This is a genomic window from Thermostilla marina, assembly GCF_054657455.1.
Window position 1 is genome coordinate 3831003 of record NZ_BAAHYR010000001.1, and the last position, 24992, is coordinate 3855994.

16 protein-coding genes are annotated in these 24992 nt (G+C 59.9%); 11 read left to right on the forward strand and 5 right to left on the reverse strand.

Translation table 11 applies throughout. The features are described 5' to 3' along the window. Window positions 1-4: 4 nt before the first annotated feature. A complete protein-coding gene (locus ACYQ2I_RS14010) occupies window positions 5-1903 on the reverse strand; it encodes a redoxin domain-containing protein (protein ID WP_460167643.1) in 1899 nt (632 codons plus the stop codon). A gap of 524 nt (window positions 1904-2427) precedes the next feature. On the opposite strand from ACYQ2I_RS14010, the gene ACYQ2I_RS14015 reads away from it, so the two are divergent. Beyond that, window positions 2428-2928 (forward strand): acetolactate synthase, encoded by a 501-nt coding sequence (locus ACYQ2I_RS14015; protein WP_460167644.1) that lies wholly within the window; start codon window positions 2428-2430, stop codon window positions 2926-2928. A gap of 19 nt (window positions 2929-2947) precedes the next feature. Here ACYQ2I_RS14015 and ACYQ2I_RS14020 read toward each other — a convergent pair whose 3' ends face one another. After that, on the reverse strand, window positions 2948-3667 hold the full coding sequence (locus tag ACYQ2I_RS14020) for a sialate O-acetylesterase (RefSeq protein ID WP_460167645.1): 720 nt from the start codon (window positions 3665-3667) through the stop codon (window positions 2948-2950). Between the two features lie 69 nt (window positions 3668-3736). Then, window positions 3737-6991, reverse strand: a complete 3255-nt coding sequence (locus ACYQ2I_RS14025; RefSeq protein ID WP_460167646.1) for an outer membrane protein assembly factor BamB family protein — start codon at window positions 6989-6991, stop codon at window positions 3737-3739. Between the two features lie 410 nt (window positions 6992-7401). On the opposite strand from ACYQ2I_RS14025, the gene serS reads away from it, so the two are divergent. The 5 genes from serS to ACYQ2I_RS14050 all read left to right on the forward strand — a co-directional run bounded on the left by serS (window position 7402) and on the right by ACYQ2I_RS14050 (window position 13974). Beyond that, entirely contained in the window at window positions 7402-8685 is a 1284-nt protein-coding gene (serS, locus tag ACYQ2I_RS14030) for a serine--tRNA ligase (RefSeq protein ID WP_460167647.1), read from the forward strand. Between the two features lie 191 nt (window positions 8686-8876). Beyond that, entirely contained in the window at window positions 8877-10814 is a 1938-nt protein-coding gene (locus tag ACYQ2I_RS14035; RefSeq protein WP_460167648.1) for an FG-GAP repeat domain-containing protein, read from the forward strand. 213 nt (window positions 10815-11027) lie between these two features. Then, the gene (locus ACYQ2I_RS14040) at window positions 11028-12479 is read left to right on the forward strand and encodes an alkaline phosphatase (RefSeq protein ID WP_460167649.1); all 1452 of its coding nucleotides are present in this window, start codon (window positions 11028-11030) and stop codon (window positions 12477-12479) included. Window positions 12480-12524: 45 nt separating this feature from the next. Then, window positions 12525-13424 (forward strand): glucose-1-phosphate thymidylyltransferase RfbA, encoded by a 900-nt coding sequence (gene rfbA, locus ACYQ2I_RS14045; RefSeq protein ID WP_460167650.1) that lies wholly within the window; start codon window positions 12525-12527, stop codon window positions 13422-13424. Window positions 13425-13497: 73 nt separating this feature from the next. Continuing rightward, entirely contained in the window at window positions 13498-13974 is a 477-nt protein-coding gene (locus tag ACYQ2I_RS14050; protein ID WP_460167651.1) for a dTDP-4-dehydrorhamnose 3,5-epimerase family protein, read from the forward strand. A 24-nt stretch (window positions 13975-13998) separates the two neighbouring features. Here the strand turns inward: ACYQ2I_RS14050 and ACYQ2I_RS14055 are convergent, their stop codons facing one another. Further along, window positions 13999-14955: a sugar phosphate isomerase/epimerase family protein gene (locus ACYQ2I_RS14055; protein WP_460167652.1), complete on the reverse strand. Its 957-nt coding sequence runs from the start codon at window positions 14953-14955 to the stop codon at window positions 13999-14001. 271 nt (window positions 14956-15226) lie between these two features. On the opposite strand from ACYQ2I_RS14055, the gene ACYQ2I_RS14060 reads away from it, so the two are divergent. From ACYQ2I_RS14060 to ACYQ2I_RS14080, 5 genes are all read left to right on the forward strand, one after another. Next, entirely contained in the window at window positions 15227-16516 is a 1290-nt protein-coding gene (locus tag ACYQ2I_RS14060; RefSeq protein WP_460167653.1) for a Gfo/Idh/MocA family protein, read from the forward strand. Window positions 16517-16579: 63 nt separating this feature from the next. Beyond that, on the forward strand, window positions 16580-17368 hold the full coding sequence (gene kdsB / locus ACYQ2I_RS14065; protein WP_460167654.1) for a 3-deoxy-manno-octulosonate cytidylyltransferase: 789 nt from the start codon (window positions 16580-16582) through the stop codon (window positions 17366-17368). Between the two features lie 166 nt (window positions 17369-17534). Next, a complete protein-coding gene (pyrG, locus tag ACYQ2I_RS14070; RefSeq protein WP_460167655.1) occupies window positions 17535-19202 on the forward strand; it encodes a CTP synthase in 1668 nt (555 codons plus the stop codon). A gap of 73 nt (window positions 19203-19275) precedes the next feature. After that, window positions 19276-19716, forward strand: a complete 441-nt coding sequence (locus ACYQ2I_RS14075; RefSeq protein ID WP_460167656.1) for a DUF1844 domain-containing protein — start codon at window positions 19276-19278, stop codon at window positions 19714-19716. A 273-nt stretch (window positions 19717-19989) separates the two neighbouring features. Then, window positions 19990-22011, forward strand: a complete 2022-nt coding sequence (locus ACYQ2I_RS14080; protein WP_460167657.1) for a glycoside hydrolase family 172 protein — start codon at window positions 19990-19992, stop codon at window positions 22009-22011. Window positions 22012-22035: 24 nt separating this feature from the next. Here the strand turns inward: ACYQ2I_RS14080 and ACYQ2I_RS14085 are convergent, their stop codons facing one another. Next, window positions 22036-24954: a glycosyltransferase gene (locus tag ACYQ2I_RS14085; RefSeq protein WP_460167658.1), complete on the reverse strand. Its 2919-nt coding sequence runs from the start codon at window positions 24952-24954 to the stop codon at window positions 22036-22038. Between the last annotated feature and the right edge of the window lie 38 nt (window positions 24955-24992).

The following is a 24992-nucleotide window of genomic DNA, read 5'->3' on the forward strand; positions in this document are numbered from 1 at the left end:
GTCGCTATCGAACGATGGACTTGATTTGCTCGTCGATTCCCGCCGTCGATAAGTTGCAACTGACGACGCGTCCTTCCGGATCAACGAGAATGACCGTCGGCAAGGTGAACACGCCCAAGTCGGTGGCCGGTTTGCTGTCCAAACCACCTTCCTCGAAAATCTGCGGCCACGGAAGCCGGTTCTCGGCGAGGAAGGATTTCATCTGGTCGGCGCTGTTGTCGAGATTGATCCCGATGACGGCCAACTTCGAGCCGTACCGGCTGATGAGATCCTTCAACAGCGGCATGTCCTGCTTGCACGGCTCACACCAGCTTGCCCAAAACTGGATGAGGACGACCTTGCCGCGGTAAGCCGACAGATCCACCAGCCCGCCCTGCGGATCGTGCCCCTGCAACTCCAACCGCTGGCCGACCAGGTTCAGCCGCCGGATGGCCCCTTTCGCTTTCGCGGCATCGGGAGAGTTCGGGAATCGGTCGACCAACTGCTGATACCATTGTTGGGCTTTTTCCGTCTCGCCGGCGTACTCGAGTGAGATCCCTAGCTGGAGCATCGCCTCGGCGGCGGCGGGCACGTCGCCGTAATCCTTGACGAAACCCTCCAGGTTGCTCATCCAGGTTTCCTGAACCTTGGCGTAATCGGCTTTCGGATCCTGAATCGCAAGACCGTATTCGGCCGTGATTTGACGCAGGCGAACCAGCGCCGCCAACTCTTTACGCTTGGGATCTTTTTTCAGGGCATCGTACAGGGCAGCGAGGTGTTCGATGCCCTTCGGAAACGCCCCCGACTGGACGGCTGCACTGGTTTCGTCCGCCAGTTGACGAATCCACATCGCGCGATCTTGTTCGGTTTCGCTCTTGGCGATGAGCTGTTCGAGGATTTGCGTTCGCTTTTCGTATAGTTCGGCCTGCTGTTCCAGTGACGAGGCCGTGGCGATCGCTTGATCCATCTCGGCAATCGTCTCGATCAGTTTTTGCAGCTCGGCATTCGGGGCACTTTGGGCCGTCGAGGCAGCCTCGGGGATTTGCGGCGTCGCAGATGCCACCGCCGGAGGCGTAAAGAAAATGCCCTCGGTCGAGGCCGTCTCGGTGCTGACGGGCGCAGGTGCGTCGACCAGGCGCCACGCATCCCCGACACGCACCAAGGTCCCCAGCAGCAACTGAAGCGGTTCCCCTTTACGTTCGGTGAATGCCAGGGCGTTTTCGTACACATACAGGTCTTTCGAAGCGGTACTGCCGGGAATGACGCCGGGCCGGTTCGCATTGAACTGAACCCAGTCGACCTCGCTTAGCGCGGCGGCCGTCACGGCCGTTCGAAACGCCGATCGTGCTTTCGTAAGGTGCTCGGCGACTTTCTTGGCATGCTCTTCCGAAAGGGGCAATTGCTTGAGTTCCTCGGCCGAAAGAAGCAATCGCAAGAAACGAGCTTCGTCGGCGTCGGCCAAGGCCTTCACGGCTTCGTAGGCTACTTCTTCCGGAGAGATGGCCTGCCACTTGTCGATTTTGCCGTCTTCGTTCGTGTCGATCCCCCAACGGGTTCCGGCGGTATTCAACCATCGATATTGATCGACCTTGCCGTTGCCGTCGCTGTCGATGTCGCGATAGACCTCGATACCGCCGGCAAAGTAGCACCACATGTCGACTTTATTGTCGCCGTTGGTATCGAGGAACCGCCGAAGGGTAATCCCCTGGCCGTTGCTGACTTCCCAGCCGACGGCATTCCCAAGCTTCTTGGCTTCGATCTTGCAGGCAGCGATCTCATCGCCAGTGGGCACGTCGTAATCCACGTCGGCCTGGACCGGCTTCAATTGCAAGGCGGCTTGCGCCGTCGGACCGGCCGCCTCGGTTCGGGCGGGCATCCACCAAACTGCCGCCAAGGCCAACACTAACCAGCATCGCCGATTCATGGATCCCTCCATCGATTCGTCGGATGTTTCCGTAGTTCGTCGCCGCTCGGACACACCGTCAGCTTGTCCGAGGTTCCACAGCACTCGGTTATTCACGACAGCAGTGTAGCCGAAACGCCCGATTCGATCAGCATCAATTTTCTGCAACCAAACACCCTACTTGCCCCTAATTCCCCACACTCACACACTGAACTTGCCGACATTCCAAGCAGCCTCGAATGGCTTACGTGCGATCGTGAACCCTCGTTCGCCGCCCCCATCGGCAACGGCTCGTCACCGCCTCCCTCTTGGAGAAGCACCTAGACCGTTTTTGTCTTCTGCGCCGGGGAAAATTGGATCTGTGCATGACGGCAACAAACGTGTTCGCGGGTTTTCGCCTCCATTGCCGACCGATACAATCAACTTCGAAGAAATGGCGATACGCCCAACGTGACCGGGCTACCGTTGCCGCCGTGGCTCGCGTGTGCAATGTACGGGATTGTCTTCACGTTTCCCGATTGCGCGCCGTAACCTTTTGAGAGACAATGAGTTCGGACTCCATTCCTCCGGTATCTTTGCCGACGGCGCAAGGACGCCGTTACCCCACGCTCCGCCAGTTCACGGTTTTCCTGGAAAACCGGGTGGGACAGCTCTTGGAATTGGTACGACGGTTCGAATCGAACCGCGTACCCATCGTGGCCTTGTCGGTGGTCGATACCTGCGAGTGCGCGTTCGTTCGCTTCCTTCCCGCCGACCCGGAGAAAGGCCGCGAGATTCTCGAACGCGCCGGGTTGGCCATCGTCGAAAGCGATCTGATCGCGGTCGAATTGCCCGATTCGCCGCAACCGCTGGCAGAGATCTGCACGGCCTTGCTGCGGGCGGAAATCAACATCGTGCAGGCGTATCCCCTGATGGTCCGTTCGCACGGACGTCCGGTCGTCGCCCTGATGGTCGATCAGCTCGATCTTGCCCTCGAAACGCTGGCCGAAAGCAAGTTCGTCATTCTCGGTGAAACCGACCTGAACGCCGATTCGCCCGGAGCCTGACGGCGGATCGACCACGCGATCATTCGCGCTCGCGAATCAGACGGATCGCCGCTTCGGCAAAACGCTTGCCGAGGATCTTGTAGCCGTCGGGCGTCATGTGCAGGTCGTCGATCGGTTGCCCGTTGCGTTCTTTGTTGTTCAAGTCGTCGGTATCGACCCACGCAGCATGGGGCAGCGACTCGGCAACGGCCACTTGCGCTTCGCGGACTTTCGTCCAGTGCGGATACCGTTCGTTCTTCATATCGAAGTCGTTGACCCGACCGATCACGACGTTGATGTCGTCGCGTCCCAAATCGTGCTGAAGTTGCCGGATGAGCCCCTTCAGGCTCTCGGCATAGACTTCGCCGTGGCCTTCGCGGGCGTCTTTTTCGCCCTGCATCCAAACGAATGTCACAGAAGCCAATTCTTTTCCCTCGATGGCCGCTCGTACTTTCTCCATGAGCCGATCGTACAAATCGCCGAGATCGGGCCACGGCTTCGTCTCGCCCGCGGGCTTCCACTGTTTGTACCAGCGACGGATCGGTTGACCGCCCAAGGCATCCTTGACCACGACGACCTTGTCGGCACCGAACGCCTTCTCGACGGTGGGCGTGAACGACAAATCGGGGTTCAACCCTTGCATGTTCGATTGCCCGGACAGGATGAACAAGTGCACGGGCTCATCCGCCGCGGCGGGCCTCAGCGCCGCAGCACATCCCAAAGAAACGGCCACGAGAATCGCCACTCGAAACGTGTGCATGGTCGTCACCTCATCAAGAATGCATGGATCACCGTCGATTCTCCATCGCCTTTCGGAAGCGAGCTCGGCTCACTCGCCGTCCAGGCAAACCAATTTTCCATCCACGGTCACCAGAAAGACACGACACCGAAGGACTAGAACTCCGTCGTTCACCGGCGGTTGCGACAAAGGAACGCGACGGCGGATCGAGCCGTCTTCGCGGTCGAGAACTAACAGTATGCCTCCCCGCTTGCCCTCCAAAGCGGCGGTCGCTTCTTCGGGGTCGGAGGAATCAGGCGGCCCCGCCACAAGCAGGGCGTCAGCCGTCAGACACATGGCGACCGGGCGAACGGGCACCGTCGCCTGCCAAATGCGTTCCTCGCGTCTGAGGGCATATAGCTTCTCCCCCGGCTTAGGCACCGCCGTTTTTCCTTTGTATACAACATAACCCTGGCCGGCTTGAAATGCCGCCCATCGGGCTGCATTCGGATACGCCACGGCTGCGTATCCTTCGTCGCCTTCGAACACGATGTTTTGCCCGACGATTTGTCCGTACGACCAGTACGAACGGATGTGCCACGACGGATCCAAAAGCCCTGTCGTCGAGTACAACCGTTTGCCCGGAAAGTTATTGAAGTACGACCGGTAGTCCCATTCGGGCCGACCGACGAATGCCCGCGGACCTACCTCCAACAGGTCACACCAAAACTTGTGGTCACCGCCGAATTCTTCCCCTTGTCGCACCGGTGCAGGGTAGAAATTCGGTTTCATGTCGACCGCCTGCTCCAAATGGCGATCGAATTTCAGATGGCGCATGTAAAGGGCCTCGTCGTCGGCAACGAGGACGTCGGAGAGCGCCCCGGGCATGACGAAGCCTCGCCCCGGGTTCTCCCGCGTGAAGCCCGCCCCCGTATCGGGACCTTCGTAATGATACCGATAACGCACCTCGCCGGTCGTCACGTCGATCCCGTACAGGTCCAGACCGCCGTCGACGAACGAGTTTCGCCCCGCCGCAAAATAGGCCGTGTCGTCTACGACCAGAACGGAACCGTGAACCGGCCACACCGATTCGATCCGTCCGTCGCCGCCGTTTCGTACGTCGTGAGGCGCAGCCCGGAACCGCCAGATGAGTTCGCCGTCCTTCGCCGTCAATGCGTAGACGTAGCCGTCCCGACAGCCTACAAGCAACCGCCCCTTCGCGTACGTGGGTGGTGAATCGATCGGCCCCGAGGTCGCAAACCGCCACCGTACGCGACCCGACGCGACATCGATCGCATCCACGACACCCCGACGCGATTCGGCGACGTACAGCGTGTCCCCCACTCCAACAGCCGTCGTCAACGTGGTGTCGAAGGGGTGTTCCCAAGTGACGCGCAACGTGTCCGGGATGCGTGCCGAAGTCCCTCCGCTGCGGGCCGCATCATGCCGAAACGTCGGCCAGTCCTCCACCTGGACGCCGACGGCGTCTATCGTCCGGCCGAATGCCGGACCTTCTGTCAGTCGCTCGGCGGGCACCTGCGGCAGCACGGGGCCTCGCGCCTTCGAAGCGAGGACGTTCAAGCCGCGCAGGGCTACTTCGGAATAACAACGGCACGAATGCGGCGGAGCGTACAGCAGCCCGTTGGCGGGCATCACGCCGTAGCCGCACGTTCCGCGAATCCAGTTGTTCAACGTGACCTCGGCATCATCGAGGCTCAAAAATTCGGCCCCGCGCCGACTGAAGATCAAAAATTGTTCGGTGGCTTTGGTCGGATAGCACCGCTGATGATGCCCGCAGTTCCACACCGCGCCGCACGGCACCCGGCGTTTGATCTCGCCGGTTTGCGGATCGAGTCCCACGGCGAAATAATCGTCGGCCACGTCCCCGTCCGGAATCCCCTCTTGCGTGCACCACACCAAGCCGTCGATGAACCATGCCGTAACGGGACGGAAAAACGAGCGAAATCCTTGATTGCGGAAGCTCCACAGGTAACGGCCGTCTTTCGATGAGACGGCCAACACGTGTCCGCGACCATCGGCACAGGTCAAGACGATGCCTTCTCCCGTGCGCAACGGCCCGTACAGTCGCGCACGAATCGACCGCCCTCGCGTATTCGTGACCGGCACGTCGTCGGCTTCTTCCAACGGAGACACGCGCCACAGTCGCTTCCCCGTCACTGCGTCCAGGGCTCCCAGCTCGTTTCCGGCGAGGAAGAAAACTTTACGCTCGCGTTCCGATACCGCGATCCCGTTGCCGCCTTCGGCTTCCCACAAGACCTCGCCCGTGTCGGGGTTCAAGCGAAGGATCCGAAACGTCCCATCGGCGTTCTTGCAGGCAACGAAAAGCGTCCCCAACGCATATACGATTTCGGTCGCGTCGCTTGCCGTGCCGGGATACGTGCGCAACGTACGCCCCGTAGCAGCATCCAATTGCTCTACCGGTCCGTGATAGTCGAGGGTGACGTAGATTCGGTCGCCGACCGCGACCATCCGTCGTCGATAATCGATCGGGCCGCCGGAGAGACCGCCGCCCATATCTCCGGGCCACGTGACAGGCTCCCACGCCGGAGCGGATCGTTTCCACAAGAGAACCCCGTTGAAAGCGTCGCGGGCGAGAAGATACCAGTCGGCCCGCACGTTGAAGACCGCCGGAGGGGTTTCATCTTCGAAATAGAAAACCCGCCCCGCAGACGAGACAAGCGACGGAATCGTCGGCGGATACCGTTCATGGTGTTTCGACCAAAACGGCCGGCAGGTCCACTGCAAACGAGCGGGCGGGCCGACTTCGCGATCGGCGGCCACGGCGTTGTTGTCCGGTCCGTGCTCGGCATGCGGCCACTCATCAAGCGATTCGGGCCACGGCTTACGGTACAACGCATAGTCCGCCATGGTCCCACGGAATTCGTCGCCTGCGGCCTCCAGGGATCGGCGCAATGCACCGGCGTCTTCCGGCACGGCGATCCCCCCGAGCGGCGCCACCACGCGACGGCACTCGGCAGCCGAAAGACGACCGACGCGATCAACCACGAGAAGGTTGACAAAACGATCGACGTATGGGAGGCGGACGCCGTCGTAATCGGCCACCGACACCTGCTCCGGCAGGTCGGTCGAAAGCAGCATTTCGCGCCATGTCGCCCCGCTTGTCATATCCGTGGTCAGGACCTGGACGACGAACGGCCGGCCTCGAACGAAGGTCACTTCCTCGGGGGAGAACGCCTCGGGGACGAAGGCGATCACACCACCCGCAATGCCCAGACGTTCGGAAATTCGGGACAATGGAACTTCTGCACGAAGCGAAGTCGCGACGAGCATCCCGGCGATCGTCCCCAACGCAACTGCCGTCATACCGAATTTCTTCCCGCGCACGATCGATCTCCTTCCCTCGGTCGTAGTCTCCTGGGTCCCGGGTGCGACGTGTTTGCGACCGGGAGTGTGGATCAGCCTAATCCACCCGGTGATCGATTACCAACGATCGGCTGGCAGTTTTCTTACCAAAGAAAAGTGCGCAACGTCCCCCGATACGGTGTGATTCTGCGACCTACATCGCCCAAGATCGATCCGGCGCACTTGCGGAAGAGTTCCCAAGCTGCCGAAAGCCGCCCCCGCCCGACATGCATGAGCCGCGGCTGCGGTTCCCAATCCCAATTCGGCGCGGTACAACGGGAAGGAACCTCAGCAGCAAGAAACGGCCGAGCACCGCATTCGGCGAACGATTTTTCGTTCTTTACCGGGGCCCCCACTTGACGACGACGGAAACGACACGAGGAAACATCCCCATGCTGGACCGAAAGTTCATCGTTCAGAACGTGGAAGCCGTCAAAGAGAATTGCCGCAACCGCGGCGTTTCGGTGGACATCGACCGCTTCGTCGAACTCGAATCGCGGTTTCGCAGTCTTCGAAGCGATCTGGACGAGGCCAATCGGCGGGCCAACGAAGTGTCTCGCTCGATCGGCAAGACCAAAGATCCTGAAGAACGTGAAGCCCGCAAAGCCGAAGGCCGCCGCTTGCGAGAGCAGGCAAACGCAATCGAAGCCGAACTGAAAGACGTCGAAGCCGAACTCGACGCCATTCAGCGCAGAATCCCCAACATGACCCATCCCGACGCCCCGATCGGGGGAGAAGAAGACAGCCGCGAAGTCGGACACGGCAAGACGCCGATCCGCGAGTTCGACTTCCAACCGCTGGACCACGTAACGTTGGCCGAAAAACTGAACCTGATCGATTTCGAAGCGGGGGCGCGCGTCGCCGGACACGGCTTCTATTACCTGTTGAACGAGGCCGTCTTGCTCGAGCTGGCCCTGCAACGATACGCGGTCGATTTGCTGGTCCAAGAAGGCTTCACCCCGGTCATCACGCCCGATTTGGCCCGAAACGAGGTTCTGGAAGGTATCGGTTTTCTGCCTCGCGGCCCCGAAACGCAAATCTACAGCATCGAGAACAGCGATCTGAGCCTGATCGCCACCGCCGAAGTGACCCTCGGCGGTCGGCTGGCGGGACAGACGATCGAGGCCGATCAATTGCCTATCAAGTTGGTGGGCATCAGCCACTGCTTCCGAACCGAGGCGGGGGCACACGGCCGCGCGACACGCGGAATCTACCGGGTGCACCAGTTCACCAAGGTTGAAATGTTTGCGTTTACGCTGCCGGAGCAAAGCGACGAGATGCTGGAGTACCTCCGCAGTCTCGAATGCCGCATTTTCGACGGTTTGGGGATTCCCTACCGCGTGATCGACACCGCATCGGGCGATTTGGGCGGTCCCGCGTACCGCAAGTACGACCTCGAGGCCTGGATGCCCGGCCGCGGGGAATTCGGCGAAATCACGAGCACCTCGAATTGCACCGATTACCAGGCGCGCCGCCTGAACATCCGCTTCCGTCGACCGGGACAAAAAGGGACCGAGTTCGTCCACACGCTCAACGGAACGGCGGTCGCGATCAGCCGGGCATTGATTGCGATCCTGGAGAACTACCAGCAGGCCGACGGTTCGGTCCTCGTTCCCGAGGCCCTGCAAAGCTACGTTGGCAAGGAACGCATCGGCCCGCCGGCCGCGTCGGCCTGACGCGGTCCCGACCCGCCATCGCCCCACCGTGGCTGCGAGCGCACTTTCGAGCGATCGGCCTGCAATCGACTTTTACGCGCCGCGGGTCCGCCAAAATGGTTGACTCCCCCCGATACGGCTAGACATGATGGGGATTCAGTCGCCGGCCCCGGTCGGCCGGAATCATGCTGATTTGCTTACGGGAATCCGTCTTGAACACCCTGAGTGCCCCACGCAGAAACGCCGATTCGGCTCGCCGTCCGATTCACCATCGGTGGATTCGGACGTTGTCGGCCTGTTGCGCCGCCGCGGTCGCGTTGACCGTGTTCGCTTCGTCGGCCGTTGCCCGGGCCGAGGCGGCCGCAAGTGCCCCAAAAGACAACAAGATATCGATTCTGATTCTCGGAGAAGATCCTTGGACGGGCGGAACAACCGTTCGCTGGTTGGTCTCGTTCGCCGAAGCGCACCAAATCGACCTGGAGATCACACACAAATCGTCGTTGGGCGTCTCCCTGGCCGACGCCGTCGCCGCTCTGGTCCAGCGCGGGTCCGACCAGCCACGGTGGAACGTGGCCGTCGTTTTCGAAACGCCGCACCGAATCCTCATCCAACGCCACGAAAGCGACATATCGGCCGATCTGGCCGATTTGAGTACGCTGGCCGATCGAATCGTGTGGGCCAGTTCGCCGGTACCGGGCGATCCCGAACCGTATGAAAACGAGCGACTCGCACTGGCGGCGAAACTCGTCGACGACGGTCGCCTGGTCGTCGCGCCGATCAGTGCCGCTCGACGGGAAGCCGCCGCATTGGGCCAGCAAGGACTTGCAGCCGATGGCCCGAGCCTGGCAGGCGACTATCTGACGGCCTGTGTCCTGTTCGAAACGATCATCGACGCGCAGCCGTCGAGCCTTCCTCACGAAACACAACTCGACGACGGCACGGCCTTGCGAGTACCGGAAAACACGGCCGTCGACTTGCTGCGGGCGGCAACGAAAGCCATCGACAGTCTGCGACGCTTGGGACACCCGGTCGAGCAGTACGTCGCCGACCTGTCCCCTCCCCTGCAACTAAAGGCGGAAGGTACGGCCGTCACCACGATGGAAGAGGGGGCTATTCCGCTTCTGACCGACTGGAACGACGACGGCAAACGCGACCTGGTGGTTTCGGCACGTCGGCGGGGACGTATCGACGTCTTCCTGAATGTAGGAAGCGAGCGGCAACCGGAATTCCGCGCCCATCGTTGGATGGGCCCTGACACGCCGCAGCCTGAAGCGCCGTGGAAGTCTTTGGGAAATCTCGGCACGACCATCTACCAGGTCGTCGATGTCGACGGGGATCGAGACCGCGATTTGCTGCTGGCCGATTCCCAGGGCAGCTTATACTTGTGCCGCAACAATGGCACAAACGTGTTTGCGCCGCCGACCCCGCTTTCCACGGGAGAAGGCACGTTGCGCGTACCGTATTTGACCGGCGCATGGCTTGGTGAACTCAACGAAGATCACAATCCCGACATCGTCCTGGGTGACGCTTCCGGCCGGGTGTTTTTTACGACCACCACGACGATCGACGGGCGCGTCGTCTGGAAGGCCCCGGAACCGCTGAAGATCGAATCGCTCGAGTTGCATTTGCCGGGCGATGCAGCCCCGGTCTTGGGCGATTGGAACGGCGACGACAAGGCCGATCTACTCTTGGGCTGCCACAACGGGAGCGTTCTGTGGTGCCGGAACACCTCGGAAGACGGTCGACTTCGCCTGCATCCGCCGTTGACACTGGTTGCGCCGTGCACCGACGAGTACCTTTTCAGTTTCCCTGTTCGGGAAGGCTCGAATCTTTGGGAACCGGTTCCCGGGTGGTCCTCTTATCCCGCGTTGGGCGATCTCAACGGCGACGGAAAGGCGGATCTCCTGTTGGGCGACACGAATTGTTTGATCACGAAATATCGGGACCTGACGCCTCAAGAACAGGAAACGATTCGCACGCTCCAAGCGCGTCGAAGCGAACTGGAAGCCCGCATCGCCAAACTCTCGGAAGTTCCCTTGGAGCTCAAAGCGGAACTGCTGGAAATTACGCTCAACCTCGTTTCGGTGGCACAGAATCGCCGTTATACCCGTTGCGGATGGATCTGGTACTTCGCTCGCGGAACACACTGAACGGGCCGCCGAAACCGGCGTGAGCTTCGCTTTAGCACTCAGAATCACCCCGCCCGGCCGCCGGAATACCGCCTCGTCCCGTGGCGCCGTCGTGTCCCCCTACACGCAACCACCCTCGGTTTGAATTACGTTAAGAGGTGGCCGTTCCCCCACGCGTGTGCGTATCATAGAGTCTCCGGTAGAAATTTCGTGCAGAACTTCAGGAGTGCCGTCATGTCGCGTCGTCTGGTTACAACACTGTTTGCGTCGGCTCTGGTCTTTTGTCTCTCGTGGTCGTTGTTCGGCTCCACGTCGGAAGCGGCCAAACCGCGCTCGTCCTCCCAAGCCCCGACGGCAAAAAATGTCATTTTGATGGTGGCCGACGGCGCGGGATTCAATACGTGGCGAGCAGGAGCGATGTATCGCGGACGCCTGGGCAAAGAAGTTTACGACGGCGAAGGTTGGGTACGGCTGGGATGCACGACCTATCCGCTCAACCTATCGAAGTCGGCAACCGGAAAAGGCACGCAAGACGAACGCATCGTTTACGATCCGGCCAAAGCCTGGGATTCCGAAGACGGCTACAAGTGGCTGAAAAGCACGGCCACCGATTCGGCCGCCTCGGGCACGGCATTGGCCACCGGCCGTAAGACCTACAATTCGGCCATCAATTGGTCCGACACCGACGAACCGATGTCCGGCGAAACGCTCCCTGAAATCGCCCACAAGCTCGGCAAACGGGCGGGTGTGGTCACCTCGGTCGAATTCTCGCACGCGACTCCCGCAACTCTCGGCGGTGCGCACAACCGGTCCCGAAACGCATACCAGGAAATCGCCGCCGAAATGCTCGCGGCCGATTACCTCAATGTGATCATGGGCGCCGGACACCCCGAGTTCGACGACAATGGAAAGCCGAAAGAAAAGACAAGCGACGCCGATTACAAGTACGTGGGCGGCAAGACGACTTGGAATCAACTGGTAACCGGCAACCATCCCGGCGGATGGACGCTTATCCAAACCAAGGCAGAATTCGAAAAGCTGACCACCGGCAAGGCCCCCTCCAAGATCGTCGGTACGGCGCAGGTCGCTACGACCTTGCAGCAAAAGAGAGGCGGTCTCGTGGGTGGGCTGGCGCAAAGCGAGCCGTTCGCCGTTCCCAAGAATGCAAACGTCCCCAGTCTGGCGACCATGACGAAGGCAGCCCTTAACTGCCTCGACGACGATCCCGACGGTTTTTACCTAATGGTCGAGGGCGGCGCGGTCGATTGGGCCAATCACGCCAATCAAGAACATCGCATGATCGAGGAATACGACGACTTCATGAAAGCGGTTGAAGCGGTCGTCGAATGGGTTGAAGAAAACAGCTCCTGGGACGAAACCTTGCTCATCCTGACGGCCGACCACGACTGCGGGCTTCCGTGGGGCCCCGACTCGGCCGAAGTTCCCTTCCAACCGATTGTCGATAACGGTCCAGGCAAGATGCCGGGGCTTCACTACAATGCCGGTGGACACTCGAACATGCTCGTCCCCGTGTTCGCCAAGGGAGCGGGAAGTGTGCTATTGTTGCAGTGTGTCCGCGGCCGGGATCCCCATGCCGCTAAAGTGTGGGATTTCTCGGGCGACTACATCGACAATACCGACATCAACCATACGATCGTCACCGCGATGGGCGCCAATTCGCCGTGAATCGCGGTCGGTTGTCGATTCATCTCAGCCACGAGGGCAGAAACGATGTCCCAAGCTGCATCGGTTTGTCAAAAAGGTATCATCCTCGCCGGCGGCGCCGGAACCCGACTCCATCCGCTGACGCGATCGGTAAGCAAGCAGTTATTGCCGATCTACGACAAACCGATGGTGTATTACCCGCTGTCGACGCTGATGTTGGCCGGCATTCGCGATATCCTGCTCATTTCCACGCCGCAGGATATCGGCCTGTTCGAGCGACTTCTGGGAGACGGCTCCCAGTGGGGGATTTCCATCCGGTATGCCGTGCAGCCGAAGCCGGAAGGTCTCGCTCAGGCGTTCATCATCGGTCGCGAATTCGTCGGCAACGACCACGTGGCCCTCGTGCTGGGCGACAATATCTTCTACGGCCAGGGGTTCCAGGCAATGCTCATGCGGGCGGCATCACGTCCCGAGGGTGCCACCGTCTTCGCCTACTTGGTACGCGACCCGCAGCGTTACGGTGTCGTCGAATTGGATGCCGCCGGAAAGCCGGTACGAATCGTGGAAAAGCCGAAGGAATTCGTATCGAATTACGCGGTAACCGGGTTGTACTTTTACGACAACGATGTCGTCGAGATCGCAGCGAATCTCAAGCCCAGCGCCCGCGGCGAACTCGAAATCACCGACGTCAACCGCATTTACCTGGAACGCGGCCGCCTGAACGTCGAACTGTTCGGCCGCGGATTCGCCTGGCTCGACACCGGTACGCACGAATCGCTGCTGGAAGCCTCGACCTTCGTCGAAACGATCGAACATCGTCAAGGGCTGAAAATCGCGTGCGTGGAAGAGGTCGCCTACCGCAAGGGGTTCATCGACCGCGAACAACTGGCCCGATTGGCCGATGAATACAACAACAGCTACGGGCAATATCTGCGCGACCTCTTGGAAACGCCGGGCATCGTATGAATGTCGATTCGTCGGCGCTCCTTCGCATCCATCGTATCGTCTCACACGTCCCTGGAAAGCGACTGACACGACCATGAAGTTTCAAGACGGCTCCATCCACGACATCACGATCGATTCCTTGAAGCGGTTTTCCGACGCTCGCGGATGGCTGGTCGAACTGTTCCGACACGACGAACTCGATCGCGACGTCCATCCGGTGATGGCCTACGTGAGCGAAACGCTTCCCGGCGTTGCCCGCGGACCGCACGAACACGTCGACCAAACCGACTGCTTTTGTTTTCTGGGACCGGGCGATTTCAAGCTCTACCTGTGGGACGGCCGGAAAGACAGCCCCACATTCGGTGTGCGGCAAACGCTGATCGTGGGCGAATCGAATCCCGCCCGCGTTCTCGTTCCACCCGGCGTCATCCACGCGTACAAGAACGTCGGCGATAAGCCGGGCATCGTGTTCAATGCCCCCAATCGTTTGTATGCGGGTTGGGGCAAGAAAGAGCCGGTCGACGAGATTCGGCACGAAGACCTCGACGACTCGCCCTACGTCCTGGATTGACGGGCTGCGTTCCCGGGCCGGCGATCACGCCGTGCCCAACGCCCGGCGGACGACCGTCTTCATCTTCGCCAACCCGAGCGCGACGATCTCGTCGAGTTCCCGCTCCCACAGCGATCGGTTGAACAACTCCAACGACAACGCGCCGCGATAGCCCGTCTCGTAAAGGGTCGTCACGATTTCCTGCATCGGCGCCGTACCGTCACCAGGAAGCACCCGGTACGAATCGTTGATTTCCTCTCTGGGCGGTTCGGCCGGGTAATCGTTGATGTGGAACACATGCATTTGCGCGCCGTTGAGTTGCCGCAAACCGGCGAACGGCGAGTTTCCGCGGTAGAGGTGGAATACGTCGAACAACCCGCATGCTTTCGGATGGCCCACCGCCGTGAGCACGAACGCCGCCTCGCACAACGCCCCCAAATTCGTTGCGCTGCCCCAAATTTCCAATTGAGGCGTACAGCCCATCTTATCGCCGATTTCGAGAACCGCCCGATAGCGATCGGCGATCACACGCAGATCCATCTTCTCCGCTCGGTTGATGCCCGACGGCGGTGCGGCGATTCGCGTGCCGCCCAATTCCAAGATGATCTCCATCTCTCGTTTGATTTGTTCCAGAGCATCCTTTCGGCGCTGGTCGTCGTCGACGGCCCACGCAGGAAAAGAGATGGCGCTTTCGACGATCAGCCCGGCATCGGCGATCCGTTTTCGAAGGTCGGCCAGGCTTCCGCCGGACTGCGTGTAGGCGTCGATCTCGCGGATCCACGGTTCAATACCGTCGTAACCGGCCTTTCCGACCGCATCGACGATCTCCGGAAGCGGCAATTTTTTCCCCAATACGGTCCCGGTGTTGAAACAGTAACGAAACGGTTTCTTGTCACCGGTCTCGGCAACCGCGGCAGCCTGCGACGACAACACGCCCGCAGCCGTCACCGCGCCCGAAATCAACAAGCTTCGCCGACTCAGTTCGGGTAGATTGCGAATCATGATAGCGTTCCTGTGTGTTCGATAATTGCGCATATTCATCCATCATCAACGGGAGGAACCTATTTTCGCCTCGCACCTCGGCGTCGAGCAACGATGAACCCGAAAATTTCCGCGGCACCGGTCGCTCAAACCTGAACATCCGATGTTTTCGTTCGCGGTTCTTGAGCCGGTGTTCCCGGCGAGCTTAGAATAGGCGAACGTTGTGGGGGCGTGAATATTCCGTCGCGAGCGTGCCGTTTTCGTGTGTTCCGAACAACCATCGAGGTGCATCATGCTGCGTTCGAATCGTCGTCGTTTTCTCGGTCAGTCGGCCGTTGCGTTGGGTATGACGCATGCCCTGTATGCAGCAGCGCAACCTGCCCGCAACGAGAATACGCTACGTCTCGGCGTCATCGGCGTGGGATGGTACGGAATGGTCGATGCCAAGGCGGCGCTCAAGGCCGGGGGCGTCGAAGTTACGGCGATTTGCGACGTCGACAGCAGTCATCTCGCAGCGGCAGCCGACGAACTCAAGCAACTTCAAGGAACTGCGCCGAAGACGTACAAGCTGTACACCGACATGCTGGCGCAAGAGAAGCTCGATGCAGTCATCATCGCCACGCCGCCGCACTGGCATGCGTTGCAATTGATCGACTCGATCAAGGCGGGACTCGACGTCTATTGCGAAAAGCCGATTTCCTACGATATCCGCGAAGGCCGCGCGATGGTCGACGCGGTCGCCGCCTCGGATCGCGTCGTGCAAATCGGTTTCCAACGTCGCGAAAACGAGGCCTTCCACGATGTGAAAGACTTCATTGCTTCGGGAAAGGCGGGGGAAATCGTCCAGGTCGATGCCCAAATTCACTATCGGGCGGGCACGGTCGATCCGACACCGCAAGATCCTCCGCCCGAACTGGACTGGGATCTATGGTGCGGTCCCGGACCGAAACTCCCCTACAGTCCGCAGGTAGGCCACAAACACTGGCGGCTGGAAAAAGAGGTCGGCCACGGACACTTGGTCGACTGGGGAATTCACTTGATCGACGCCACGCGAATGATCCTCGACTTGTCGATGCCGTCCCGGATCGTCGCCGCCGGCGGTCTATATTATCTCAAAGGGAAAATCACCACTCCCGACACCTTGACCGTCCACTTCGAATTCGACCGGTGCCCGGTCGTGTGGCGTCATCGCCTTTGGGGGGCCGAAGAATATACGCCCGAAGTCAACAACGGCATCTTTTTCTTCGGCGACAAAGCAACGATCTTCGCCATCGACAAACGCTGGGTCGTCATCCCGCAACGAAAGAACGCCAACCGACAAGAGTTCACCTACGACACCGATGCCCAAACGCTCCATCTGGCCGACTTCCTCGAAGCGGTCCGAACGCGACGGCAACCCGACTGCCCGATTCTCGAAGGGTACAAGTCGACTGCAACCGTCCAACTGGGCATGATCGCTTACGAGTCGGAATCGCCGGTCGTCTGGAACGAAAAGACCGAACAGATCGTCGACAATCCGGCCGCGGCCGCTCTGCTGAAGCGGGAATACCGTAACGGCTACCAGCATCCTTACCGCGGCTGATAAACCGACGACCGCGTCTCCTGTTCCGTAACGGGAGCAATAACATCACGGATGAGATGAACCATGGTCGGCAACGAACCCAATTGCTCTCCCGAAACGGGTCCGGCGGTCATTATTCCGGCGAGACTCCAATCGACGCGACTTCCTCGCAAGATGTTGCTTGCCGAAACGGGGTTGCCGTTGATCGTTCACACGTATCGGCGCGCGTTGGCAGCCCGACGTCCGAAGGCGGTCGTCGTCGCCTGCGACTCACCGGAAATCCAGAGCGTGATCGAAGCCGTCGGCGGGCAAGCGATCTTGACCGATCCGAATGCGGTCAGTGGAACCGATCGCATCGCCGCAGTCGCAGCGCAATTTGCCTATTTCGACCCGATTGTCAATCTTCAAGGTGATGAACCGGAGATCGATCCGAGTGCGATCGATTTGGTCGTCGAACTGCTGGAACGCAATCCGGACGCCGATATGGCCACCCTGGCCACACCGATCCGCGACCGGGCCGTTCTGGAAGATCCTTCGTGCGTGAAAGTGGTATCCGACGTCGCAGGCAATGCCCTGTACTTCAGCCGAAGCGTCATCCCGCATCCGCGGGAATGGTCCGACGACCTGCTGACGGCGGCGTCCCCCTTGTTTCGCCTTCATGTCGGCATTTACGCCTATCGACGCGAATTTCTGTTGCGATTTCGGGAGTATGCTCCGTCGCCCTTGGAAGAAACCGAGCGATTGGAGCAGCTTCGCGCGTTATGGTACGGTCACCGAATCGTCGTCGGTGAAATTCCCCACCATGCACCCGGAATCGACACCCTCGAGGACTATCGGCGATTCGTCGAACGACATAAAAAGGGCATGACGTAGTTTCGGCCGGCAACAATGCGACTGCTCGGAGTCGCTCAGCAGCCTTCCGTCTTTCTCCAAATCGCCGGCATTCCACCCACCCCAAGTGGGGTCTTTCGATTCGGTACGCCGAACAATAGAATCGGGCTTTTGGAGTTTCTCGGGCGGGACTCGTCGCGAGAAAGGCGTGCAAATCGAGGGGAGCAAGAACCTGGCGATGACGAAACACATCTTCGTAACCGGCGGCGTGGTAAGCTCGTTGGGGAAAGGCTTGACCAGCGCTTCGATCGGCATGTTGCTGGAAGCTCGGGGGCTGTCGGTACGGATGCAAAAAATGGATCCGTACATCAACGTCGACCCGGGTACGATGAGCCCCTACCAACATGGAGAGGTTTACGTCCTCGACGACGGCAGCGAAACCGACCTCGATCTGGGCCATTACGAGCGATTCACCAACAGCCCCTTGACCGCCGACAGCAACTACACGACCGGTAAGATTTACCTGTCGGTCATCACGAAGGAGCGTCGCGGCGAGTTTCTCGGGAAAACCGTCCAGGTCATTCCGCATATCACCAATGAAATCAAATCGGCGGTCACAAAACTCGCCGGTCCCGATGTGGACGTCGTCATCACCGAAATCGGCGGCACGGTGGGCGACATCGAAAGCCTTCCTTTTCTCGAAGCCATCCGACAGTTGTCGATCGACCTGGGGCGAGAAAACTGCCTGTACATTCACCTCACGTTGATTCCCTATCTGAAAGCGGCGGGTGAGCTGAAGACGAAACCGACGCAACACTCCGTGGGCCAACTACGGCAGATCGGTATTCAGCCCGACATTCTGATTTGCCGTACCGAGCGGGAAATCGGCAAAGACGAACGCGCCAAGATCGCCCTGTTTTGTAACGTGCCGGTCGACGCCGTCATCGAAGAACGCGACAAGGAGCTGTCCATTTACGAAGTCCCCGTCAGCCTTGTCGAAAACAAGCTGGACGAACTGATCATCAAACGATTGGGTCTTTCGGCCGGACCGCTGGATCTTTCGCATTGGCACGACCTGCTTCATCGCATCCGCAACCCTGAAGCCGAAGTCACCATCGCCGTCGTAGGGAAATACGCCGAGCATCGCGACGCGTACAAGTCGATCTACGAGGCGCTCGATCATGCCGGAATTCATCATCGTGCGCAGGTGCGCATCGAGCGCGTTCACAGCCAATCGATCGAAGCGGGAAAAGCCGAGTCGATTCTCGGTTCGGTCGACGGCATTCTGGTTCCCGGCGGGTTCGGCGAGCGCGGTATCGAAGGCAAACTCGAGGCAATCCGCTTCGCCCGCGAAAAGGGTATCCCCTTCTTCGGCATTTGCCTGGGCATGCAGTGCGCCGTGATCGAGTATGCTCGCAACGTTGCCGGTCTGGCGGAAGCCAATTCAACCGAGTTCGAAAAAGACACACCGCATCCGGTCATCTGCTTGCTGGAAGAACAAAATGCCGTAACCGACAAGGGCGGGACGATGCGTCTGGGGGCCTACGAGGCTCGGTTGGCCGAAGGTTCCACCGCCCGCGCACTGTACGGGTCCGAGACCATTTCGGAGCGTCACCGACACCGATACGAGTTCAACAACGCGTACCGAAAACAGCTTACCGACGCCGGCTTACACATCGCCGGCATCCATCCCGAAAAGGATTTGGTCGAGGTAGTCGAATTGCCCGACCATCCGTGGTTCGTGGCCGTGCAATACCATCCCGAGTTCAAATCGCAGCCGACCAAGGCCCATCCCTTGTTCAAGGGGTTCATCGGCGCGGCGTTGGAACACCGCAGTCGTCGATCGGCCTCTCGCCGCTCGGTGCGACAAGAGTAAGCGGCCGATTCGTCGAAGTGGACGTCGAGTCGAACGCATGTGTCGAATCGGCAACACGAGGGAGACAAGACAAATGAGCGATTCCCCGAACAGCGAGAAAAAGCTGCACATCGACGAAGACTGGAAATCGCAAGTCGAACGCGAAAAAGAAGAATTGGCCAAGCAACAGCAGCAAAAGGCGGAAGCGAAAGATACCGGCAAACCGCTCGACGATCCGCCGTTACCCCCTCCCACGCTGACCGAGCTTGCCGGAAATCTGGCGATGGAAGCCATGATCTACTTGGGGTTGCTTCCCAACCCGGCCACCGGCGGCCCGACCGTCATGCTCAATCGCGCCCGACACGTCATCGACTCGATCGCCTTGTTGCAGGAGAAAACGGAAGGGCGTCGAACGCTCGAAGAAACAGAAGCCTTGGAACAAATCTTGCACGAATTACGCATGGGCTTCATTGCGGCGCAATCGCGCGACAAGGATGCGCCGTCGGATTCAACGCCGAACTCGCAAGGACAATAGGACCTGAAACTCGCATTCCGGTGTGGGCGTTGCCGGGCGTCGGCAAACGCACTATCGGTCTTGACGTCGTCGCCTACCGATCACGCTCCCCCGCGACACATTCGCGGGGATTTCTTTTCTTGCCGTCGGCCCGGCGTTTTTCACCCCGGCACGCGTGGAAGAAAAAAGCGAATTTGCGTGCAGGGCACGCGGCACGCAAGTAGAATACGATCGCTCGGCGATGTCCTTCCGCCGGGGTGTGCACGTGTTCGTACCACACAGGAGGATCCGCCCATGCGTCTCGCTCGATTGTTTGCGCAAATCTCGCTGGCAGTTGCCGTCTGCGGTTTTTGGGGAATGGCCTCGGCCGCCGAATACACGTACTCTGACCTTATCCGGTTGATGCTTGATCCGTCGCATGCGGCCGTTCTACCACAAGACGGCGAATCGTGTCGCCAATGGTCGAGCTGGGACCGTAACAGTCGTTATGATCCTGAAACCGACACGTACGTCAATTGGGCAGCCAACGGCGACGGCCATCATTTCATCCGCGAAGAAAACGGCGTGCAGGTGCTTGCCGAAATGGAAGGACCGGGCTGCATCTGGCGGATCTGGTCGGCTTTGGCACAAACCGGACACGTTAAGATTTATATTGACGGCGCCGAAACTCCGGCCGTCGACCTTCCCTTCGAACAATATTTCAACGGCAAGACCGCTCCGTTCGCGTATCCGCACCTATCGTACAATCTGGCGGAAGATGGTTGCCGGGGACAAAACCTGTACTTTCCGATTCCCTATCAAAAATCTTGCAAGATCGTGGCCGAACCCAATTGGGGACGCTATTACCAGTTCGTCTATCACACATTCCCCAAGGACACAAAACTGCCGAGCTTTTCCCGCGAGCTGGCCGCCGCACATGCCGATGAACTGACCAAGGTCGATCGGTTTTTCGGCGAACGTATCGGCGACCTGCCGCCGGTCTACGACGACGTCCGTTCAATCGCCGAAAGCTTCACTTTGCCTGCCGGTGAAAGCCGCACGTTCACGCTCGAAGGCCCGGCAGCCGTCGTCGGAATCCGCGGAAGCATCGAACTGGGCGACCGCGAGGACGAGATGGCGGCACTTCGTCATGTAACGCTGTCGATCACATGGGACGACCAGTCGCAACCGGCCGTGTGGTGTCCGGTGGGCGATTTCTTCGGGACGGCCCCCGGCAAGAATTTGTACCGCACGTTTCTTACCGGCGTCACGGGAGAGGGCGGCTACGCCTACTGGTACATGCCTTTTGGAAAGTCGGCCGTCATTACGTTGACGAACGAAGGCGACAAGCCTCGGAACATCTCGTGCGAGTTGATGCTGACACCGCTCCAACGGCCGATGCACGAACTGGGTTATTTCCACTGCAAGTGGCATCGCGACACCTTCCCCGTTCCTGCGGACCGTTGGCCCGATTGGTCGCTGTTGCGGACGACCGGTCGAGGTCGATACGTCGGCGTCATGCTGCATGTGTGGAACCCGGCAGGCGGCTGGTGGGGCGAAGGCGACGAAAAGTTCTTTGTCGACAACGAAAAATTCCCCTCCACTTTCGGAACGGGATCCGAAGACTACTTCGGCTACGCCTGGTGCGATCCGCACTTGTTCCAAAGGGCCTATCACGCCCAAACGATGACCGAAAACAACCACGGACACCAATCGGTACTGCGCTGGCAATTGGTCGACAACATCCCCTTCCACACGGCTTTCGACGGTTACATCGAAAAATATTTCCGCACCGAAGAAAAGGGCACGCAATACGCCGTGACCGTATGCTGGTACCTCGATGGCGAAGGCCACGACCCGTACGAACTCGTTCCGGTCGAGGACCGACACGGGTACTACGTGAAAACACCGCCGCAAGCGGGAGGATTCAAGATTCTCAACGAGCCGAACGGAAACGTCGGCACTCAAGGGATGGGCGGATTTCCGTTGGGCAAGTGGACGAACAACGATCAACTGTGGTGGACCGGTGCCGGCCCCGGCGACAAGCTCGAACTCCTCTTGCCGGTCAAAGCCGACGGAACGTATCGCCTATCGGTCGTTCTTACCAAGGCCCGCGATTATGGAATCGTGCAATTTGCCGTCGACGGTAAAGATATCGGCACTCCGATCGACCTGTACAATCCCGACGTCGTTCGCACGGAACCGATTTCGTTGGGCACGCTCGAGTTGAGCAAAGGCGACCACGTCCTTTCGGTCACGATCACCGGTGCCAACCCCAGGGCGATCAAGGCCTACATGTTCGGGCTCGACGAAGTTCGATTGGAACCGGCGGAATGAGCGTCGCCGTCCCAAACTCGATCGTCAGCCGACACCGCAACAATCGGGCGACTCGGTAGAACGTTCTTCGGTGACGTTCCACGGTGAATCGAGTAAAGCGGTAAGGATCGGCGCTGCGCGCTGCGATGCGGGCAGGAAGGCATCGCCGGTTTCGTGCGGCAATACGTTCGGATGCTTGCGCCGGTAGATTTCTTCGATCATCGCCTGGTAACCCGCGATCATCCGATCGATCGACCAGTGCGCCAGCACGTACTCGCGACCGTTCTTCCCCAACTTCGCGGCCAGTTGGGAGTCGGACAGCACCGCCACGATCCGCTCCGCAAAGGCGTCCACATCCCCTGCCGGCACGAGGAAGCCGTTTTCGCCGTCGTGCACCGTTTCGGGAATCGACCCCACCCGCGGAGCCACCACGGGCTTTCCGCACGCCATTGCTTCGAGCAACGAAACGGGATTGGCCTCCATGTGCGAGGTGAGCACACCGACCGTCGATATTCGCCAAATCTCGGCGATGTCGCTACGTGTCCCCAAGAAATGCACGCACTCGCGCAGCCCTAATCGCCGGGCAAAATCGACCAACTGGTCGCGGCGTTCACCATCGCCGACGACAAGAAAATGCGTCCGCGGCAAACGTTCGAGAACTCGCGACGCGACCTTCAGGAACAGCTCGTGATTCTTTTCGGGGCGCAACGCCGCAACGATCGTCACCACCGGAGTTCCCGGTTCGATCCCGAATTCGGCGAGCAGTTCACCGCGCGCCGGCCCGGGTGAAAACCGATCGGTATCGACACCATTGGGAATCACTCGCACCTTTTGTGCCGGACACCCCTCGTGCTCGGCGAGATATACTCCGTGCGGTTTGGCCACGGCAATGAACGCATCGGTCAAGAAGGCAAGTCGCCGATTCAGCCACTCGACGCGGTCGGGAAGGCCTGTCGAGTGGAGCGCCGAACAGATCACCGGCACTCTCGCCATGAAGGCCGCCAGCCGTCCCCAGAACATCTTGTCGCCGCCTGTGCCGACGGTCACGACCGCATCCACCCGTCGGCGCAACATCAGCAGCCATAATCGCGGCAGTACACGTACATCGTACTTGTGTGCAAGCAACCCGGTGTGAACGGGTATCTCACGTGCCAGCAGCTCGCCCAACGGCCCTCGGTATTTCAGACAACAAACTTCGGGATCGAATCGCCGTCTGTCGAGGCGTCGCACGAGTTCCACCAACAAGGTTTCCGCGCCGCCGACCGGCATGCACGTGATCACGAACATCACTTTGAGACGTCTTGATTGTTCTTCGCTCGGCCGGCCGGTCAATCGCTCGGCGCACCATTCCAGCATGCCGGCTGCAATCGCACGGGCGCCGCTGTTGCCTGTTTCTTCCTTCTCTCGATGCTCGTCTTTTCTGCCGCGAATCTTGGCGGCGAGTGAACGCAGGTAGGCGGCAATCTCTCGTTTATCGTCGGCCGATAAGATGCGGTCGCTTGCGACCGCCACCCCCGCCAGCAACACGATCGCCCCGGTAGTGGCGATCGGTCCCAGCAAGAAAACCCCAGGCACGACGGTCATCAACAACGTTCCCCTGTCGAACCGGAGACCGTGGCGATACGAAAACCCCAGAATCGCTCCCAGCGCGACGGCATTCCCCGCGGCCGTTGCGGCGACCGCACCCGGCAATCCGAACCGAGGCAAAAGCAACATGTTCAACGCGACGTTCGTGACCAGCCCGGCGGCCATGGAAATTCCGACCAAATGCGACCGTTCACAACACAGCACGTAGTTTTCCAAGATCAAGAACAAGGAAAACCACACACAATAAGTAAGCGTCAGCGGCAGGACCGCCAAGCCGCCGCCGTATTTGCCGCCGAAAATACTGCCGAACAGCCACGGTGCCGCAGTAAGCACGACACCGCCGCCGCAAAGAAGCAGCAGGCCGAACAGCTTCGCCAGCAGATTCAACCGTTGCGATACGCGGTCCTGTCTTCCTTGTTCCCAATCGTGGCTCAAATGCGGTGTCACGATCGAACCGACCAACGCCGCTACCGAAACCATCAAGACGGGCACCAATCGCGAGGCGTGATAATCACCGACCAACGCCAACGCGGTATCTGCCTTGCCCGTCGAGAAGTGAACGATCATGTAACGGTCGGCCACCTCGAACAAGTTCGACAGCGTCGCCGCCGCCCACGCCCAAGCGCTGTAGAACAGCAACGGACGCCAGAACCGATTCGGCTCAGTGTCGGCATACGTCGATCGTTCGGGAAGTTTCGTCCAATTGCGAACCAGCCACACAGCCGCGGGAACCACGGTGATCGAGCACGCCGCCGCGTAGGCAACGATCACGCTGGTCGCCGAGATCGCTCTTCCCAACAGCATTCCGACTCCCAGCAGGGCAAACAGCAGACTGTTCATGAACTGAAGAGATACAGCCAGCCGGGTATTCCGCAATGCCGCCGCAAGTTCATACAGGTAGTTGAAGGTCGTCACCGCCAACAGCGCCGCTGCCAGCAGGCGCACGGTGGCAACCTCTTCCGGCGTCCCGAAAATCAACGTCGAAAGCGGTTCGGCAGCCGCGAATACCACGACGGCACCGGCCGCCGCCAACCCGAAGTAGAGCGATGCCGTTCGCCGAATGAACGTGCGCAACCGTGAACGGCGTCGGTAGTACTCGACGTATCGCCCCAAGCATCCCGCCAGGGCCAAAACGACCAGCGGCCCCGCCGTCATCAGAAAGGCGAACGACATGTCCCACCGACCAAGTTCGGCCGGATCGAGCCACCGGCAAAACAAGCTCGCGCGGACGAATCCGATCAATCGTTGCACGACCGACAACACCAACAACAACAAGACCGTGTCGGCCATCGACGTCGTCGGCAATGCATCGTCGCCGGTGCAAGACGGATTCGTATCGGGGATCGGCGATTCGATCGGTTCTGCGATTCGAGTCATCGGTGCTTTGAATCTCGGTTGTCGGTCTTCAAGGTCGT

Coding starts and splice junctions, on each gene's coding strand:
- ACYQ2I_RS14055 (WP_460167652.1), bottom strand. CDS start 14,955: ATGATTCGCAATCTACCCGAACTGAGTCGGCGAAGCTTGTTGATTTCG.
- ACYQ2I_RS14080 (WP_460167657.1), top strand. CDS start 19,990: ATGCGTCTCGCTCGATTGTTTGCGCAAATCTCGCTGGCAGTTGCCGTC.
- rfbA (WP_460167650.1), top strand. CDS start 12,525: ATGTCCCAAGCTGCATCGGTTTGTCAAAAAGGTATCATCCTCGCCGGC.
- ACYQ2I_RS14020 (WP_460167645.1), bottom strand. CDS start 3,667: ATGCACACGTTTCGAGTGGCGATTCTCGTGGCCGTTTCTTTGGGATGT.
- ACYQ2I_RS14060 (WP_460167653.1), top strand. CDS start 15,227: ATGCTGCGTTCGAATCGTCGTCGTTTTCTCGGTCAGTCGGCCGTTGCG.
- ACYQ2I_RS14040 (WP_460167649.1), top strand. CDS start 11,028: ATGTCGCGTCGTCTGGTTACAACACTGTTTGCGTCGGCTCTGGTCTTT.
- ACYQ2I_RS14015 (WP_460167644.1), top strand. CDS start 2,428: ATGAGTTCGGACTCCATTCCTCCGGTATCTTTGCCGACGGCGCAAGGA.
- serS (WP_460167647.1), top strand. CDS start 7,402: ATGCTGGACCGAAAGTTCATCGTTCAGAACGTGGAAGCCGTCAAAGAG.
- ACYQ2I_RS14050 (WP_460167651.1), top strand. CDS start 13,498: ATGAAGTTTCAAGACGGCTCCATCCACGACATCACGATCGATTCCTTG.
- ACYQ2I_RS14085 (WP_460167658.1), bottom strand. CDS start 24,954: ATGACTCGAATCGCAGAACCGATCGAATCGCCGATCCCCGATACGAAT.
- ACYQ2I_RS14075 (WP_460167656.1), top strand. CDS start 19,276: ATGAGCGATTCCCCGAACAGCGAGAAAAAGCTGCACATCGACGAAGAC.
- kdsB (WP_460167654.1), top strand. CDS start 16,580: ATGGTCGGCAACGAACCCAATTGCTCTCCCGAAACGGGTCCGGCGGTC.
- ACYQ2I_RS14010 (WP_460167643.1), bottom strand. CDS start 1,903: ATGAATCGGCGATGCTGGTTAGTGTTGGCCTTGGCGGCAGTTTGGTGG.